This window comes from Dysgonomonas sp. Marseille-Q5470 (assembly GCF_951230145.1).
Classification (GTDB): Bacteria; Bacteroidota; Bacteroidia; order Bacteroidales; family Dysgonomonadaceae; genus Dysgonomonas.
In genome coordinates this window covers 42,780-61,610 of the sequence record NZ_CATNVE010000012.1, presented here as the reverse complement: position 1 = coordinate 61,610, position 18,831 = coordinate 42,780, and the positions used below count along the sequence as shown (strand labels likewise).

At 36.7% G+C, this 18,831-nt stretch carries 12 protein-coding genes; 5 read left to right on the top strand and 7 right to left on the bottom strand.

Annotated features, from left to right (window positions below):
• The first annotated feature begins 58 nt into the window (after positions 1-58).
• The 5 genes from QOX35_RS15635 (at position 59) to QOX35_RS15615 (ending at position 10,024) form a co-directional block, all read left to right on the top strand.
• On the top strand, positions 59-1,042 hold the full coding sequence (locus QOX35_RS15635; protein WP_283687733.1) for a FecR family protein: 984 nt from the start codon (positions 59-61) through the stop codon (positions 1,040-1,042).
• Between the two features lie 113 nt (positions 1,043-1,155).
• Positions 1,156-4,461: a TonB-dependent receptor gene (locus tag QOX35_RS15630; RefSeq protein ID WP_283687732.1), complete on the top strand. Its 3,306-nt coding sequence runs from the start codon at positions 1,156-1,158 to the stop codon at positions 4,459-4,461.
• 12 nt (positions 4,462-4,473) lie between these two features.
• Complete coding sequence (locus tag QOX35_RS15625) at positions 4,474-6,117, top strand: RagB/SusD family nutrient uptake outer membrane protein (RefSeq protein ID WP_283687731.1); 1,644 nt, start codon at positions 4,474-4,476, stop codon at positions 6,115-6,117.
• Positions 6,118-6,245: 128 nt separating this feature from the next.
• Positions 6,246-8,873, top strand: coding sequence for a glycosyl hydrolase 2 galactose-binding domain-containing protein (locus tag QOX35_RS15620; RefSeq protein ID WP_283687730.1), 2,628 nt, complete (start codon positions 6,246-6,248; stop codon positions 8,871-8,873).
• Positions 8,874-9,103: 230 nt separating this feature from the next.
• Positions 9,104-10,024: an AraC family transcriptional regulator gene (locus QOX35_RS15615; RefSeq protein ID WP_283687729.1), complete on the top strand. Its 921-nt coding sequence runs from the start codon at positions 9,104-9,106 to the stop codon at positions 10,022-10,024.
• 129 nt (positions 10,025-10,153) lie between these two features.
• Here the strand turns inward: QOX35_RS15615 and rhaD are convergent, their stop codons facing one another.
• The 7 genes from rhaD to kdpC all read right to left on the bottom strand — a co-directional run bounded on the left by rhaD (position 10,154) and on the right by kdpC (position 18,831).
• The gene (rhaD, locus tag QOX35_RS15610; protein WP_135107321.1) at positions 10,154-10,954 is read right to left on the bottom strand and encodes a rhamnulose-1-phosphate aldolase; all 801 of its coding nucleotides are present in this window, start codon (positions 10,952-10,954) and stop codon (positions 10,154-10,156) included.
• 10 nt (positions 10,955-10,964) lie between these two features.
• Positions 10,965-11,993, bottom strand: coding sequence for an L-rhamnose/proton symporter RhaT (rhaT, locus tag QOX35_RS15605; protein ID WP_283687728.1), 1,029 nt, complete (start codon positions 11,991-11,993; stop codon positions 10,965-10,967).
• Between the two features lie 33 nt (positions 11,994-12,026).
• Positions 12,027-13,286 (bottom strand): L-rhamnose isomerase, encoded by a 1,260-nt coding sequence (locus QOX35_RS15600; RefSeq protein ID WP_283687727.1) that lies wholly within the window; start codon positions 13,284-13,286, stop codon positions 12,027-12,029.
• A gap of 10 nt (positions 13,287-13,296) precedes the next feature.
• Positions 13,297-14,775: a rhamnulokinase gene (locus QOX35_RS15595; RefSeq protein WP_283687726.1), complete on the bottom strand. Its 1,479-nt coding sequence runs from the start codon at positions 14,773-14,775 to the stop codon at positions 13,297-13,299.
• 128 nt (positions 14,776-14,903) lie between these two features.
• Positions 14,904-15,584 (bottom strand): response regulator, encoded by a 681-nt coding sequence (locus QOX35_RS15590; RefSeq protein ID WP_283687725.1) that lies wholly within the window; start codon positions 15,582-15,584, stop codon positions 14,904-14,906.
• Positions 15,581-18,253 carry a DUF4118 domain-containing protein gene (locus QOX35_RS15585; protein WP_283687724.1) on the bottom strand — a complete coding sequence of 891 codons (2,673 nt, stop codon included), beginning with the start codon at positions 18,251-18,253 and terminating at the stop codon, positions 15,581-15,583. The genes QOX35_RS15590 and QOX35_RS15585 overlap by 4 nt, the downstream gene beginning before the upstream one ends.
• A gap of 2 nt (positions 18,254-18,255) precedes the next feature.
• A complete protein-coding gene (gene kdpC, locus QOX35_RS15580; RefSeq protein ID WP_283687723.1) occupies positions 18,256-18,831 on the bottom strand; it encodes a potassium-transporting ATPase subunit KdpC in 576 nt (191 codons plus the stop codon).

Below are 18,831 nucleotides of genomic sequence, written 5' to 3'. Positions count from 1 at the left end.
TATGTGTGTCAATAATATATGAAAATACTAACATACTATATTATAATTCGTATTAAAAATGGAAAGACCATCTGAAGAAACGATCAGAAAAGTTGTTGATGGTATTGCAACACTCGAGGAAACTGCAACGGTAGTAGAATGGTTTGCTACCGAGGAAGGACAAATGTATCTGTCTCATGAGATGGATATGCGTTCTTTTAATGCAAAAGAAGGCTATGAAGAGCTTTTTGTTGATCATGAAATTCCATCAGATAAAATGTTTAATGAAATACTTGCCAGGGAAAGGCGACGAAAACTGCGTCGTACAATGTACCGAGTAGCTGCTATTGTCATACCATTTATTTTGTTGCTCGGATTGGGGTGGCAGGTTAATAAAAAAGTAGATCTTTTTGGTAAAACAGAGTATGTTGATGTATATGTACCTAAAGGTGAGCGATTACAGGTTATGTTTCAGGATGGAACAAAAGCGTATTTGAATTCGGATACTCATTTGCGTTACCCTAAAAAGTTTAGTTTGTTTGACAGAAAAGTTTTTTTGAACGGAGAAGCCTATTTTACAGTAGATAAAAATCCCGACAGACCTTTTATTGTACAAATAGATGATGATATGGTAAAGGTTTATGGTACAGAGTTCAATGTTAAGGCATATTCTACCAGTAACCTAATATATTTAGCTTTGGATAATGGGAATATAAGCCTTATCCCTTTTACAAAAGGACAATATTATATAAAGCCGGGAGAAAAACTTGCTTATGATCGAAAAACTGGCGAATGTAGAATTACGAAAAATGAGGATACAGGCTTTGTTTCGTTATGGAAAAAAGATATTCTCGCATTTAAAGATACACCTCTAAAAGATGTTATTGCAGATCTCGAACGTTGGTATAATGTTTCTTTTACAGTAGAAGATAGGCGAGCTTATATTTACTCATATACCATTGTTTCGGAGAATGTATCATTAGAAAAAATTTTAAAAGACTTAGAAAAGATCTCTCCTGTAAAATTTACTCTTGATGGGAATACGGTGATTGTCAGTATGTAATAGCCCTACTAAAATAAAATCATAAAAAAAATACACTTCCTAGTCATACTTTTTTTATCCTTGTGGGTCTATTATGTAAAGGACCTATTTTTTAACCTTAAAAAATGTAAACTATGAAACGTGTAATTTTAGCTTTTCTGGTTATGTTTCTGTGTACGACGATAACAGTGTCTGCACAAAAGGTAACTATGAATCTTCAGCAGGCGAAGCTGGAAAAAGTTTTATCAACAATTGCCGAACAGACAGGTTATACTTTTGCATATAGCCAGCCTGTAGTCAATACCGATAGAATTGTAAGCATTGAGGTAACAAACACAGACTTGCCTCAAGTGTTGCAGAAAGTTTTTTCTGGAACAAACATCTCTTACGAAATAAGAGATAAGAAAATCCTCCTTTCTGAAAAGAAAGACGTTAATCAGGATCCCAAGACAACACAACAAACTCAAAAAATTACAGTAAAAGGAATTGCCCTAGATGAGGTCGGAGAACCTTTGATTGGTGCCAGTGTGTCAGAAAAAGGCACAACAAATGGAACGATGACAGGGGTAGATGGCGATTATAGCTTGACAGTTCCGGCAAATGCTACTCTTGTAATCACTTATGTTGGTTACCATCCACAAGAAGTCGTATTGAAAGGACAAACAATAATGAACTTTACATTAAAGGAAGATTCTCAAGTGCTTGATGAAGTAGTTGTAACAGCATTAGGTATTAAAAAGAAAGAAAAATCTCTAACTTATTCTACTCAAGTTGTCGGAGGTGATGAGCTGACAAGGACTAAGGATCCTAATATGATTACAGCTCTTGCCGGTAAAACTGCAGGAGTTCAAATTAATAGGAGTGCCTCAGGATTAGGAGGTTCAGCCAAAGTTGTTATTAGGGGTAATCGTTCCGCATCAGGAAATAACCAGCCTCTTTATGTAATTGATGGTGTTCCGATGAATAATGCAATTACAGATCAAACTTCTACTTCCATTGGTGGTACTAATGATGCCGGAAATCGTGATGGAGGTGATGGTATATCTAATCTAAATCCAGATGATATTGAATCAATGAATATACTGAAAGGGCCATCAGCCGCAGCTCTCTACGGAAGTCAGGCTGCTAACGGTGTTATCGTTATTACAACAAAGAAAGGAAAAGTGGGACGTACATCGATTAGCTTTAACTCTAATACAACATTTGATAATGCAGCTTATGGTATTCCTGATTTTCAGAATACTTATACCGGAGCAGAAAAGAGTTGGGGAGATAAGATTACAAAAGGTTCAAAGTCCGACTACACGGGGGAATTCTTTAATACTGGAATAACAACCATAAACTCAATTGCTTTAAGTTCTGGGTCGGAAAAAATGCAGACATATTTCTCTTATGCGAATACTTATGGTAAAGGAGTTATTGAGAATAATACTCTGAATAAACACAACTTTAACTTTCGTGAAACAGCAAACTTTTTCGATGATAAACTGACGCTTGACGCTAATATCAATTTATTATATCAAAGGTTAAATAATGGGTCTACACCAGGAGGATATTATATGAATCCATTGGTCGGTCTATACCATTTCCCAAGAGGTGGCGTTCAGGGAGGCGAGTCGTTCGATTATTATAAAAATAATTATCAACGTTTTAACGAAAGTCGCAACCTATATGTACAGAATTGGTATGGTGGATTTTCAGATATGGATCAGAATCCTTATTGGTTAGTGAATAAAACCCCAAGTGAAGATGTTCGATTACGTACTATTGCAAATCTATCTGTAAATTACAAGATAACTAAAGATTTAAATATTCAGGCAAGAGGTACAGCTGATTATATATCAGATAAATATAATCAGAAGATGTATGTAGGGACTCATAACAATCTGGCTGGAGAAAATGGTAGGTATATAACTTACGAAGCAACAATGTTAAGTACTTATGCGGATTTATTAATGACTTATCAGAAAAAATTAAATGATAAATTTTCAGTATCTGCATCCTTAGGTACAAGTGTTACAGATCAACGAAATAAGTCGCTTCGATTAGACTCTCGTCCGAGTACCTTGTTCTTCCCCAATGTATTTACAGTTGCAAACATCGACCTGAATGGAGGTTATATTACAGAAGAGGATTTACATACTCAATCGCAATCTATCTTTTTTGCAGGACAAGTAGGTTTTGCAGATTGTTTATTTCTTGATGTTACAGCTAGAAATGATTGGACTTCCACATTAGCATATACCAAAAGTGTAGATAATGGTTTCTTTTATCCTTCAGTAGGTTTGACATGGGTTATAAATGAAGCTGTTAAGCTACCAGAATTTATTAGTTTTGGAAAAGTCAGAGGTTCTTGGGCTAAAGTAGGAAATGGTTTACCTCCATATATTAGTCATCCAATCAATTCGATAGGAGCTGGTGGGTCTCTAATTCAAAATGGTTATGCCCCATTTACTGAATTGAAACCCGAGATGACAAAATCCTGGGAGTTTGGTACAGAATGGAAATTCTTGAATAACCGAATTGATTTTGATTTTACATTCTACAAAACTAATACAACAAATCAGTTGTTTACGATGCCCGCACCTTCAGGATCAGGTTATTCCTACTATTACATTAATGCAGGAGACATCGAAAATAAAGGTATAGAAATAGTATTAGGAGGTAGTCCGATAATGACGAATGATTTTCTTTGGAAAACTTCAGTAAATTTCGCAAAGAATAGTAATAAGGTTAAAGAACTTGCTGAAGATCTAGATTTCTTTAAGTTTGGAGATCAAAATTCAAATAACTATCAGATGCGTTTATATAAAGGGGGAGCTTTTGGTGATATATATGGTAGAACATTTGCTAGAGACGATAAAGGGAATATCTTGTATAACGATAAAGATCTTCCTTATGCATCAACAGGCGATTTTGAAAAAATAGCAAATAGTGCCCCTAAATTCAATTTAGGTTGGAGTAATACATTCAAATATAAAGACTTCACATTGTATTTCCTTATAGATGGACGTTTTGGAGGCGATGTATTATCAATTACTCAAGCTGATCTTGATCTGTATGGTGTGACTAAAAGGACAGGAGATGACAGAAATATAGGTTATGTAAATTTTGATGGTAAAAAAATTGAAGATGTGAAAGGATTTTATGATGCTGTTGGCGGACGTAGTGGTATTACTGAATATTATGTGGAAAGTGCTACGAATATAAGATTGAGAGAGTTATCTTTTGGCTATAAATTTCCTGCAAAATTATTTGGTAATAAATTTATACGAGGCTGTGAACTTTCATTTGTTGGAAAAAATTTATTCTTTTTTAAAAATAGTGCATCGTATGATCCCGATGCATCTTTATCTACCGGAAATAACTTGCAAGGTATAGATGTTTTTGGCATGCCATCGCTAAGATCATTTGGATTTAATTTAAAATTAGACTTCTAAAATCTAGAAAATATGAAAAAGATATTAAAACATACAATTGTCGGACTTTTATTATTGGGACTAATCCCGTCCTGTACTGATAATTTTGATGACCTCAATAAAAATAAAATAGGAATAGATGAGGAGCAACTTTCCTATGATTTTAATCAAATAGGAGCTTATTTCCCGGGAATGCAACAAATGATATATTGCAATTTTAACTGGGGTTGGGGAACCGATTGGACTTTTCAGGTGATGCAGAATCTAAACGCGGATATATTTTCTGGCTATCTATGCCCGGCAACAGCCTTTGGTGGTGTTACAAGTGATAACAGAACATATTCCTATAAGCCGGGATGGAGTGATCCTGCTTGGGATTATACATATGCTTATATGATGCCCAGTACCCTTATTGTTAAAAAAGAGTCGGAGAAAGATTATGACTTTTATGGACATTTTGATGCTATCAATAAAATACTAAAGGTAACAGCATTGGCTCGTTTATCTGATATATATGGACCTGTTATCTACTCTACTTATGGAGATTCAAAAACAGGAGGTACATATGATTCTGTTGAAGAACTGTATAAAAATTTCTTTAAAGATCTAGATACAGCTGTTCAAGTACTTAATGCATATGTAAATGCAGAAGAGACTCGTACTGCAAAACCTTTTGCTAAATTTGATATGGCATACGGAGGAGATTATGTTAAATGGATACAATATGCAAATACATTACATCTTCGTTTAGCTATGCGTATTGTTAAAGCTGATCCTAATTTAGCTAAAACAGAAGCAGAGAAAGCTGTAAAAGCGGCATATGGTTTGATAGAAGATAATAGTGGTAATTTTACTATTAGTGGAAAAGGATATTTTCATCCACTTACAGCAATTGCTAAATGGGGAGATACCTCTATAAGTGCTAATGTCGAATCAATTTTATCCGGATATCAAGACCCTCGTTTACAAGCCTATGCTTTACCGGTAAATGCAGGAGAACATATTGGTCAAATAAAAGGAATGCGTCAGGGAATTCATAATTTGGCCGAGAACAAGTATGTACCTGGTGGAGATCCATTGCTTTATAAGATTTCTCCTCCTATTCATATGAATGATAACTCTATGCCTGCAATATTACTGGTTGCCGCAGAAGCAGATTTTCTTCGTGCAGAGGGTGTCTTGAGAGGATGGAATATGGGAGGTGGTACAGCCAAGTCTTATTATGAATCAGGAATAACAAAATCTTTCAGTCAATGGAAAGTTTCTCTTAGCGATTACCTTAATAGTGATAAGCTTCCGGTGGCATTTACGGATCAATTACAACCTGCTACAGAAAGTAGCCCGGCAGTATCTAAAGTTTCTCCAAAATGGGATGATGCTGCAAGTAATGAGATTAAACTAGAAAAAATTATTACTCAAAAATGGATTGCCGGATTTCCTGAGGGATATAATGCTTGGGCTGAATATCGCCGCACAGGCTATCCTAAATTATTCCCTATTACTAATAACACGAGCGGAGGTGCTGTTCCAACAGAAACGGGATTCCGTAGAGTTGAATTCTCTGAATCAGAAGTAAGTGGTAATGCAGAGGGAGTTGCTGATGCAATTAAAAAATTAGGAGGTCCAGATTTACCTATAACTCGTATTTGGTGGGATGTGAACAAAGCCAATTTCTAATCAATTTTAATGTTTTTGGGGATAGAAGAATGCAAGATATAATCTTGCATTCTCTTTCTCAATATTTACAATTTTCTGTATATTTTCATCTACTAAGAAAAACAGATAAATTACTCAAGTCAAATGCCATGATTTACAAAAAACTATTATCAGTATTTATATTACTATGTCTTCTTTTTTCGGCAAACTCTTGCCGTGAACAAGAGGAGAATATACATCAAAAAATTAATCTAGCTACTAACTGGTATATTCAATCGTCTGATAGCATAGAAGGTAAAGGAGACTTTGTATCTAGTTCTCAACAGTCGATAGAGAATTGGTATAGAGCAACAGTTCCATCTACGGTGATGGGTGTTCTTACTGCAAATGGAGTTTTTCCTGATATTTTTGTAGGAGCAAATATTAAAGATATAGATAAAACCCAGTTTGATAAAGCGTTCTGGTATCGTAATGAATTTGCATTGCCTGAGTTGAATAATAATCAGCATGTATCTCTTTGTTTCGATGGAATATCATATTATGCAAATATTTGGCTGAATGGAGAATTAATAGCCTCAAAAGATTCTATATATGGAACATACCGTCATTTCTCTTTTGATGTAACTCCACATGTAAAATCAGATAATAATGTTTTAGCTGTAGAAGTTTTTAGAGCCCGCCCCGGAGATCCTAATACAGGATTTGCCGATTGGAATCCTCGCCCGGCTGACGAAAGTATGGGAATATATAGGGATGTATATCTATCTATAACAGGCAATGTAAGATTGAATAATACATATGTGAAACCTGAGGTAAATACTGAAACGTTAGAGGAAGCGTGGCTTACAATAGAAACTGAAGTTGAAAATCTTACAGATAAGGAAATTTCAGGAGATTTGGTTGGAGAAATAGATTCGAAAGAATTTTCTTATTCGGTTACTTTGGCTCCTTACGAAAAGAAAAAAGTAAAGATAACATCGGTTGAGGCGGCAATGTTACACATCAAAAATCCTCGGCTTTGGTGGTGCAATAATATGGGTAGCCCCGAACTTTACAATCTGGACTTAAAATTTAAAACAGATAATACTGTATCAGACAGAGAAGATATAACCTTTGGTATACGTCAAATAGAATCTTATCTGACAAAAGAAGGATATAGAGGTTTTAAACTAAACGGAAAGAACGTTTTACTAAAGGCAGCCGGATGGACAGATGATATATTCCTGCGCGATACTCCTGAGAGCAACGAAATACAGGTGCAGTATGTCAAAGATATGAATATGAACATGATTCGCTTCGAAAGTTTTTGGGGTACAAGCTCTAATATATATGACTTGTGTGATAAATACGGAATAATGGCTATTTTAGGTTGGAGTTGCCAATGGGAGTGGGAGGCATATTATGGAAAACCATGTGATGAAATGTATGGTTGCATACTCACTGATAAAGAAATCGACCTTATAGCAGAATCCTTCGCCACACAAGTACTATGGTTGCGCAATCATCCGAGTATTATATCTTGGATGCCGGGAAGCGATATGCTTCCGATACCAAAATTGGAAGAGAAATATTTGGCATTCTTGAAAGAATCAGATAACAGAATCTATGTAGGTGCAGCAAAAGAAAGAACAAGCGAACTGTCGGGTAAAACAGGAACTAAAATGGCAGGACCTTATGAGTATGTGGGACCAAACTATTGGTATATTGATACTCTTTATGGTGGTGCATTTGGCTACAATACCGAAACAGGAATAGGAGCACAACTTCCGGTTTTAGAATCGATTAAAAAATTTATACCCGAAGATAAATTGTGGCCGCTAAATGATACTTGGAATTTCCATTGTACGACCTCTACAGCTGCAATGAACTCGTTGAAAGAACTCACAACTGTCATAAATAATAAATACGGACAGGCTAAAAATTTGGAAGATTATCTGATGAAGGCTGATCTTGTCAATTACGATGGCACTCGAGCTATGTTTGAAGCATTTAGAGTAAATATAGGCAAAACCACAGGCATTGTTCAATGGATGCTAAACTCAGCATGGCCTTCTTTGTATTGGCAAATGTACGATTATTACAAAGTGCCTACGGCTGCTTATTATTCTGTGAAGAAAGCTAATCTACCGCTTCAGCTAATCTATAATTATGGAAATAATAGTATATATGCCGTTAATGAACAGCTAAAAGATATAAGCGGTTACAAGGCTATTGTACAGGTGTTTGATATAAACTCTACCGTTAAAGAGAAAAAAGAAATACCATTAGATATCAGAACAAATACATCTGTCAATATTTTACAACTAGCACCTCTAAAAGAAAATATATTTCTTGCTTTAGAAATTTTGAATCAGCAAGGTGAGGTGGTCGCTGATAATTTCTATTGTTTATCTTCTAAGCCAGATGAATATTTGTGGGATAAAACCGACTGGGTGCATACTCCTGCTAAAAGTTATGCGGATTTCAAGAGTCTATCTACTTTAAAAACAGTTGAGTTAGATATTCAGACAAACAAGTCAGAAGAGCAGGATAATATAATTTATACTGTAGAGATAAAGAATCCATCAGGTAAAATAGCATTTATGGTAAATCTGAAATTAAAGGATAACAGAGGAGAGATGATTACCCCTGCTTTCTGGTCCGACAATTATATAAGTATATTACCCGGACAAAAGAAAATCCTGGAATGTAAGGTAAATAAAGGTTCTATTAGTAACAATAATATAAAATTGGATATTAAAGGATGGAACAGCCCGTTGTTGGAGGTTAATATTTAAGGCGCAATTGAATGTAAATTGAAAAACCACTATTATTTGAGAGAACCCTAAAAGCTATCAACTTTTAGGGTTTATTTATATACATGGGGCTCTGATACATTAGACAAATTGATATATAGATTGTAAGAAATGATATTTTTACCATTATTCATACTTAAATGTGCCTCAATCTAAATGTTTTGCTTTTAATTTGTACTCATAATCTTTGCCTTATTCTTTTTTTATATTGCATGAAAAATTCAATTCATCTGAAATATTTAATAGTGAATGAAAGCGACCAGCTTTGGGGCCTGACAATTAATTCTGTGGGGTATCAGTCTATTACGCCTCAGACGGTATATCCTCCAAGAAATCATCCTACACGCTACTTGTTTTCAACAGAAAGGGGGCGTATACTGGATGAATATCAGTTATTATATATAACAAAAGGGAATGGAAAATTTATTTCTAATAGCATCGAAACAAAAAAATTCCAATCAGTAAAGGACGGAACTATATTTTTACTGTTTCCCGGAGAGTGGCATAATTATATGCCGGACAAGAACATCGGTTGGGACGAATATTGGATTGGTTTTAACGGAATAAATATTGATAACAAGGTTGCCAATGGATTTTTCAATCAAAAGAAACCAATTTTTCAGGTAGGGTTAAACGATCAGATAGTAGCTTTATACAAACAGGCAATTGAAATGGCAGCAGAACAAAAATCAGGGTTTCAACAAATGTTGGCCGGAATAGTCAACCACTTGTTAGGGTTGGCATATTCTTTAGATAAGAATTATTCCTATGAAGGTTCCGAAGTTATAAATCATGTAAACAAAGCAAAAATACTGATCCTTGAAAATTTCAGAGATATAAAACCGAAAGATATTGCAAACGAATTGAATATGAGCTATTCCAGTTTTCGTAAGGTTTTTAAAGAATACACTGGATTTGCACCTTTGCAATATATTCAGGAACTAAAAATACAAAAGTCGAAAGAGCTATTGACCAATACCGCTATTCCTGTGAAAGAAATTGCTTATCTGATGGGATTTGAAAATCAAGAGTATTTTTTTACTGCATTCAAAAAGAAAACAAATATTACTCCCTTAGAGCATAGAAGATTTACTCAGGGAGTGTGGGAAGATAAAACGAATAATGGGTTTTAGCCTTCGACCTGTCATAATAATCCTTGTATCATTTCTTTATCCCTTAAAATAGAATCCATCCAGATTTTTCTTTTTCATATTGTTATGTAAGAAAGTCCGGATGGATTCATTATTAGTCTTATAGCTGTATCAAATCTGTATATTAAAAGGTTCTATCAGACCTTTTATTTGTTCTTTGGTTAATCCCTCAGGTGTGTATCCGCAAGTTTTGGCAAATGCATATATCTGTGCCGATTTCGAAAGTGTGTCGATCAAATCGAACGTATCTGTTAGATTCTCACCTACGGCGAATACTCCATGCTTTTCCCAAATTACAATATCATGTTTGTCGAGTACAGGAAGTGTTAGTTGTGCTATAGCTGTAGTTCCGGGCACTTCGTAAGGCACAAGACCTATCCCTCGAGGTACAACGATAAACGTTTCAGGGTGCATTCCCCACAATAGATCGTTCAAAGCCTCGCTGCTTTTCAGCTCAGGAATATGGGACAATGCAATAAGATCTGTTGGATGAGTATGTAATACCAGCCTGTTCTTTGACCCTTTTTTCTTGAATGAAGATAAAATAGAAAAATGTGACGCTAACTCAGATGTTGGCTTTACGTTTTCTACTGCGATAACATCATAAGAGTTGCCATCTTTTGAAACTCTCACGATAGAGCCATTTTTTAATGGGTCTTTTGCCACATCTCGCATTCGTTTTCCTGTTCCTGTTACGTAGAAAAAGTCACCGGACAATTCTATCATATTCTTAGGAAGCTGAAAACTAGACAAAGGCGGTATGTCTTTGTTTTCATCCCCGACAATATCGGTTATATTTATTGAAATATTTCCGGCATTGCGTTCTGCCCATCCTTTTTGCCACAGATAACCCGCAATTTCGGCTACTTCATCAAGCTGTTCTTTCAGCTTATCGTTAATATTAAAAATCATTTTCTATTATTTAAAGTTGTGGATAAATTATCGAAAATATCAAAATCGCTAATCCTGTTACAAGTATTACAATCGTCTTTTTCTTTACACCTTGCCATTCTTTGAGTATGATACCCCAAATATTACTAAACAAGACATTGAGCGACATCAGGATGCTCCACGAAAATGCCATCATAACACTTCCCGGCTCGAAGAAGCTTTGTCCTACTCCTAATCCGAAAAATTGAGAATACCATAATAGCCCTGCCAATGCGCAGAATAGAAGATTATTAATCCAGTTGGATGCTGTGATCGTCGTATAATCCTTGAAACTCTTATTCTTATAGTTTTGAAACAAGCAGTAACATGCATTTGTAACAAATCCTCCAATAGTGACAAGTAATATAATGGGGTTCAAAGTCAACAAGCTTTCTGAGCCCAATGAGAGGATATGAGCCTTAATAGGTGCCCCGGCTTCGAGTCCTAGATTGAAGCAGGCACTCATTACTCCGGCTAATATCGCAATGAGTAAACCTTTCTTTAAGGCAAAATCTTTTACAGCCTTTTTCTTTTCAACCTCACTCATGTTGCTCGACTTCAATGCTCCTGCATACCCGATAACGGCTATCCCTGCAATGGCAATACTCACTCCGATAAGTAGAACCAATCCTTCGCCACTAAACAGATCTTGCCCTTTAAGCAAAGCCGGAATTAATGTTCCGAATGCCGAACATGTACCCAAAGCGAGAGACTGCCCTAAAGCGATTCCCAGATAACGCATGCTCAGGCCAAATGTTAAACCTCCAATTCCCCAAAGAATTCCATAGCCGACAGATTTATAAACAGCGACGCTTTCCTGTAAATAAACATCGAAAAGGGACAGTCCGTCCGGCATCGCCAGGAGTGCTCCGACAAAAGGAAAAACCAACCAAGCAAAAATACCTTGTATCAGCCAAAAACACTCCCATGACCAATTTTTCACTTTATTGATCGGAACATAAGAACTGGACTGCCCCAAGCTCCCTATTGCAATTATAACCAAACCTATTATTGTATTCATACTAAGAATGCTTTTTTCGCTTTACAGATATTTTTATATCCTTTTAGCTGTTACATCTTTTTCATACTGTTGTACTTCCCTAATATAGTTTTCTCCTACAGCAATGTTATTCTTAAGACAGAAATAGTCCCAAACAGCATTCCAAGGCAGAGCTTTGGCTTCTTCAAGAAGAGCAAGACGTTCAAAATATTGTCCGTTGGCTTCATAGTCCCGTAATGTTGCTATTGGCTCAAGAAAAGCTTGTAATAAAGCTTTCTGTGTAGCTCGTATGCCGATCACGTATGCACCTATACGGTTGATAGATGCATCGAAGAAATCGAGACCTATATGTACACGATTCAATGCATCTGCCCGGATAATTTCTTTTGCCAGTTCGATAACATCATCATTCAGTATAACTACATGATCCGAATCCCAGCGAATAGGACGACTTACGTGTAGCATTATCTCGGGAGTATATAACAGTAAAGATGAGATTTTGTCTGCCACATTTTCGGAAAGATGGAAGTGGCCTGTATCCAATGTTACTATTTTTTGTTTCTTTGCTCCATAACCCAGGTAGAAATCATGAGACCCTACTGTATAACTCTCGAGTGCAATACCAAAAAGTTTAGACTCTAGACAATCTTTCATATTGAGATATTCTGTCGCAAATATATCATCTAATGATTGTTCCAATATCTGACGATATTTGTAGCGGTTTACTGTCAGGTCTTTCATACCATCATGTATCCACAAGTTCATGATACACGGATCGTTTTGGAACTTACCCATTTCCTCAGCCACAGCACGACAACGCTTTGTGTGTTCAATCCAAAAGTCGCGAATAGCTTTGTCTGGATTCGCAAGTGTTAAATCTCCGCTTTTAGGATGGCCGAATGAGGTAGAGTTGAAATCCAGTTTTAAAGAATTTTCTGTAGCCCATTGCATCCAACCCGTAAAATGAGAAGGTTCTACTTGATCTCTGTCTACTGCTTTATTGCCAAATTCGCCATATATCTCATGTAGGTTTAAACGATGGTTTCCTCCTACTAGGGTTAATACTTTTTCAATATCGGAACGCAACTCGTCAATATTACGAGCTTTACCCGGATAATTTCCCGTAGCCTGAATACCGCCGCCTCCTACATTTGTCAAATTCTCAAACCCCGTTACATCGTCAGCCTGCCAACAGTGAATAGAAATTGCAACATCTTGTAATGTCTTAAGTGCAGCTTCTACATCAACGCCTATTTCCGAATAGTGTTCTTTTGCTATTTCAAAAGACTTTAATACTAATTCATTTTTTTTCATGGTCACTTCTTTATTTTTCTATTAATTTCAAAAATTTTTCGTAAGCGTTATTCCACAATTCAGTGTCTTGTGGTTCATAAGATTCAAGGGTAAATGACTCGTTGATTATAGTTCTTATTTCTTTAAGAGACTTTACCAAGCCCAATCCTTTCGCTTGCATCATGATATTTCCTATGGCTGTAGCTTCGTACGGACCAGCTACAACGGAAAGACCTGTTGCATTGGCTGTAAACTGGTTTAATAATTTATTTTGTGAGCCGCCACCTATAATATGCAAAACTTCGATAGCGTGAGGAGATAATTCGCAAAGGCAACTTAATACATATTTATATTTTAAAGCAAGACTTTCAAAAATACAACGTATAAATTCAGCATCTTCTTTTGGTGCACTTTGTCCGGTGTCGGTACAGAATTTTATAATAGATTCTATCATACTCTCCGGATTGGCAAAGACGGCATCGTCCGGATCAACAAAGCATTGAAAGCCTTTTGCTGTTTTTGCCATTTTTATAATCTCATCGTAAGTGTAGGTACGTCCTAACTGTTCCCATTCTTTACGGCATTGCTCCAGCAACCACATGCCTGTGATGTTTTTTAGAAAACGAATTGTACCTTCAACCCCACTTTCGTTTGTGAAGTTCATTTTATATGATTGCTCATTTATAATGGGCTCATCTACCTCTATGCCCATCAACGACCATGTGCCGGAACTTATATATGCAAATTTTTTATTCTTTGCAGGTATTGAAACAATGGCAGACGCAGTGTCATGACCTGCTACTGCAATTATCGGAATTGTATTTAATCCACACTCTTTAGCTATTGAGTCTCGAAGCAATCCGACGACTTTCCCCGGTTTTATTAGCGGAGGAATGACAGAGGGATGTACTTCTATCGCTTCTAGTAGTTTATTTTCTATCTTTTTTGTTAACGGATTCAGAAGCTGAGAAGTAGAAGCTATAGTATATTCGCAGGCTTTGTTTCCACTCAAAAGATAAGACATTGCATCGGGAAGAAACAATATCTCTTTTGCAGATTGTAATGCCGCCGATTTTTCCATCTTGGCAGCATATAGTTGGAATAGACTGTTAAAGTTCATGATTTGTATTCCGGTAAGCTTATATACTTCTTCTTTGGGGATGAGTTTGAAGTATTTTTCAGGACTTCTTTCTGTATATGGATCTCGGTAAGAACGAGGAAGACTCAATATTGTTCCGTCTTCGGCCACATAGACAAAATCGACACCCCATGTGTCTATACCTATTGCATTAATTGCTATATCCAAAGACGATGCTGCTCGCATGCCTTCCTTTATGGAGTTGTATATAGAATATATATTCCAGTAGTACTTTCCTTGTATCTGTAATATATCATTGCCAAACCGGGTCAACTCTCGCAATTCCAATTTTCCATTATCAAACGTTCCGAGTATAGAACGTCCGCTAGTTGCTCCCAAGTCAAAAGCTAAAAAGTTGAAAGTGTTATTCATGTTTTAAAATTTCTATTTATCACAAAAGTAGATTATAGAAATTTTAAAAAATTACACAATATGATTTTGATATTTTACAATATGATTTAAATAACGAATAGTGGTAGTTGTAAAGGCGGGGCTTATATTTATAACCCGAACCGATATCCTATACCTGATTCGGTAACTAATAGAGTAGGTTTAGTGGGATTGTCTTCTATCTTTTTTCTCAATTGGGCAACAAACACACGCAGATATTGGGTTTGCTCTACATAACCATATCCCCATACTTCTTTGAGTATATACTGATGGGTGAGGACGCATCCTTGGTTTTTAACAAATAAACTTAGTAATGAGAATTCTGTTGGCGTTAGGTCTAATAATTCATCTTTTTTCTTCGCAATGTGGTTTGCTACATCAACAGAGAGGTCTCCGATCTGAAATATAGGAGTGTCGTTTGCTGTTTGTCCCTGTCTTAGTGATGCTCGTATGCGGGCAAGCAGTTCTCCTGTTCTAAAAGGTTTTGTGAGGTAATCATTTGCTCCCTTATCGAGAGCATGTACAATATCTTCTTCCGAATTGCGTACAGATAAAATAATTATAGGCTTATAGAACCACTCTCTCAGATTTTTCAACACATCTATTCCGTCGATATCAGGCAAGCCCAAATCGAGGATAATAAGTGAGGGTTGGTATGAAGCCGCCATCTGAAGACCCTCTTTACCCGTGCTTGCTTCTATCGTTTTGTATCCACTTGCCGAAAGAGTTATTTCCAACAGGCGGCGTATTTGAGTTTCGTCGTCTACAATCAGAATTGTATCTGTATTCATCCTGCTTGTTCGTTTATGTAAGATATTTTTGTCGGTATTTTTATTGTGAAACGTGCCCCTCCATTCTGCCTGTTTTCTACACTTATTGTTCCTTTATGGGCTTCCACAAATCCTTTCGCAATAGATAGCCCCAAACCTAATCCCCCTGTTGTCTTATGTTCTGTTTTGAAGAACTTATTGAAGACAAAAGGTAGTGTGTCAGGGAGAAAACCGGGTCCCCGATCCATTTCCTGAATAATCAGATATTCATTATCATAGAAAGATTTTAATCGGATTGATGTTCCAGGGGTTGAGTATTTACACGAATTGTAAACCAAATTATGCAATACCTGTTCCATCAACCCGAAATCGAGTTTGACTAAAGGCATTGTTTGCGGCACAACAATATCCAAGCGGTAAGGTTTCAGTTCGTCTCGTAGATTATCTGTTACTTTGTTAAACAGATCATTCATGTCGCACCAATCGGTATGCAATGTTATCTTCCCTGTTTCGAGGCGCGATATGTTTAATAGATTTTCTACCAGACGGTTCAGCCGTCCCGATGCTGTTAGTATTTCGTTATACAGCTCTTTCCGTACTTTTTCGGGATGTGAGTCGGCTAGGAGAGTGTCAGATGCTCCCATAATCGTAGCAATCGGAATCCTTAGCTCATGCGATATAGAGTTGAACAATGTTTTGTACAACTTATCTGATTCGTCAAGCAGATTTGCTTTTTTTGCTTGTTGAGCAAGATCATGATGCTCCAACGTATTCGATATCTGTGTAAGGAATGTATCCCAAAATAGCTCAGTCTCTCCGTTAAATTTCTTTTTAGGTTTTATCGCAACAACTCCCGCTTTGGTTTTCATTCCTTTCAGAGGATAGAAAGTATATTCACTTAAAGAAAGAGTGTCAGTGTATTTTCCTGCCTTTTTCGAATGTTTGAAAACCCATTGTGCAATGCTATATTCCGATTCCGTAAAGTCTCCCGGCTTCGCATTTTGTTGTTTTTTCTTTAATCTGCCTTCTCCATCTTGAAGAAGAAAATATGCATCTACGCCAAAATAGTTGTTTATATCTTCTTTAGAAACCTCTAAAATTTTTTTCGTATTTTCTGCATTTGCAAGTTGTTTCGTCAGGTGAAACAAAGCATTTGTTTTCTCGGCTCTTTTCCGTGTCAATCGTTCTTGTTTACGTACTTTAGCTGTTAGCGTTCCCGTCACTAATGCTACCGCAAAGAACATACAGAATGCGAGTAAATCCTCGGGTTGAGTTATCTTTAATGTATATTGGGGTGTTATGAAAAAGAAATCCCATGCTACTGCACTTACAGCCGAAGCCATCATGATAGGACCTAGGCGGAAAAACATGGATAGGATGAGGATTACAAATAGCAGAATAAAAGATATTGACTGATAGCCGGTCTCCCTAACAATAGGCAAGCAAAGCAAAACAGTAGTCAATACAGCTATAAAAGCTATGATGTAATGTTTGTATGACGATGAAAAATCCGGATAAGAAACTAACTTTCTTTTATATTGTTTTGCTTCAAACCCCGGTTCTATAACGTAAATGTCTATTTCTCCACTTTCTTTCAGTAACCGATTTACAAAGTTGTCACGAGAAAATAGTGATGAAAAGAAACTCTGTTTGCCCGATTTACCAATAATAATATGCGTAATGTTTTCTTTATGTGCAATGTCGAGTGTTGTGGAAACAAGATCGCTTCCTGAGGTTATTATTACTTCTGCTCCAAACTCTCGGGCAAGATCAATATTTTTAGATAATTGTTCTTGTTGCTCTTCATTCAATACCTGTGTGTTTTCCACATGCAAAGCGACGAGGTCTGCACCCATCGTATATGATAAATTTTTTGCCCATCGTATCAGCTTGGCAGAAGATTTACTTGGCCCTACAAGAACCAGCAGATGCAACCCCGACTTCCACGGACCAGCTATTTGTTTCTGCTGCATGTAAGATTTAAGCTGTTTATCTACCCTGTCGGCAACAAGGCGAAGCGACATCTCACGCAATGCTGTTATATTCCCTTTCCTGAAAAAGTTTTTTGCGGCTTCTCTCGATTCCGGTAATCCGTATATCTTGCCTTCTGCCAAACGGTCGAGAAGAACATTTGGGGTAATGTCTATCAACTCCACATCATCCGCCATTTCAAACAATTCGTCCGGAATGGTCTCTTTAACGGTTACCCCTGTTATCTGGGCTACGGTATCGTTTCTACTCTCCAGATGTTGGATATTGACAGTAGTATATACATTTATACCATTGTCGAGTAATTCTTGTATATCCTGATAACGTTTTGCATGGCGACTTCCTTCTGCATTGGTATGTGCAAGCTCATCTACCAAAACCAGATAAGGATGTCTCAAAATAATGGCATCCAAATCCATCTCCTCAAGAGATGTTCCTTTATATTCTATTTTTGTACGGGGGATAATTTCGAGACCTTCTAATAGAGCGCTTGTCTCCGGTCGGTTGTGAGACTCTATATATCCTACCACCACATCAACTCCTTTAGACAAGTCTATATGTGCCGTTTGTAGCATCGAATAGGTTTTGCCTACACCGGGTGACATTCCGAAAAATATCTTCAACTTCCCACGTTTCTTGGTTTCCTCTTCCTGATTTATCGAAGTTAAAAGCTTATCAGGATCAGGACGATTTTCTTCCATTTTCATTTCAACTTATCCAGTTCCAAATTTAGCATAAAAACATTTACTCTCTTGCATCCGAATATACCAAATTGAGGTGACTCTGTCAGTTTATCTACCAACATATTTAGTTTTTGTTTTTGTCCTTCCGAAAACCCTCGGGCTTCAGATATACGTTGTATTTGTATCTTTGCTGCCTCGGGCGAGATATGCGGATCTAATCCACTAGCTGAAGCGAATAACAAATCTGCCGGGACGATGGTTTCATTAGATAATTTATTCTTTGTTGTGATGTCTGTTTTTCGCAATTGCACAAGTTCGTATAGCTTCTTACTTGTCAGGCTGAGGTTCGAACCTCCCGATGCCAGCGTATTATAATCTGTCGCTGATGGTCGGGGATTGAAATAGATCACTGTATCTGTTTTTTGACCAATTAGTTCACTACCTCGCAATATACCGTTGACTTCAATTAATGATCCATTTGCCTTTGACGGAAAAGTTAATTGAGCAATTCCGGTTATGAACAAAGGATAAATAACGCCTAAAAGTAGAGTCATTATTCCCAATATTTTTAATGATATAATTAATTGACTTTTCAT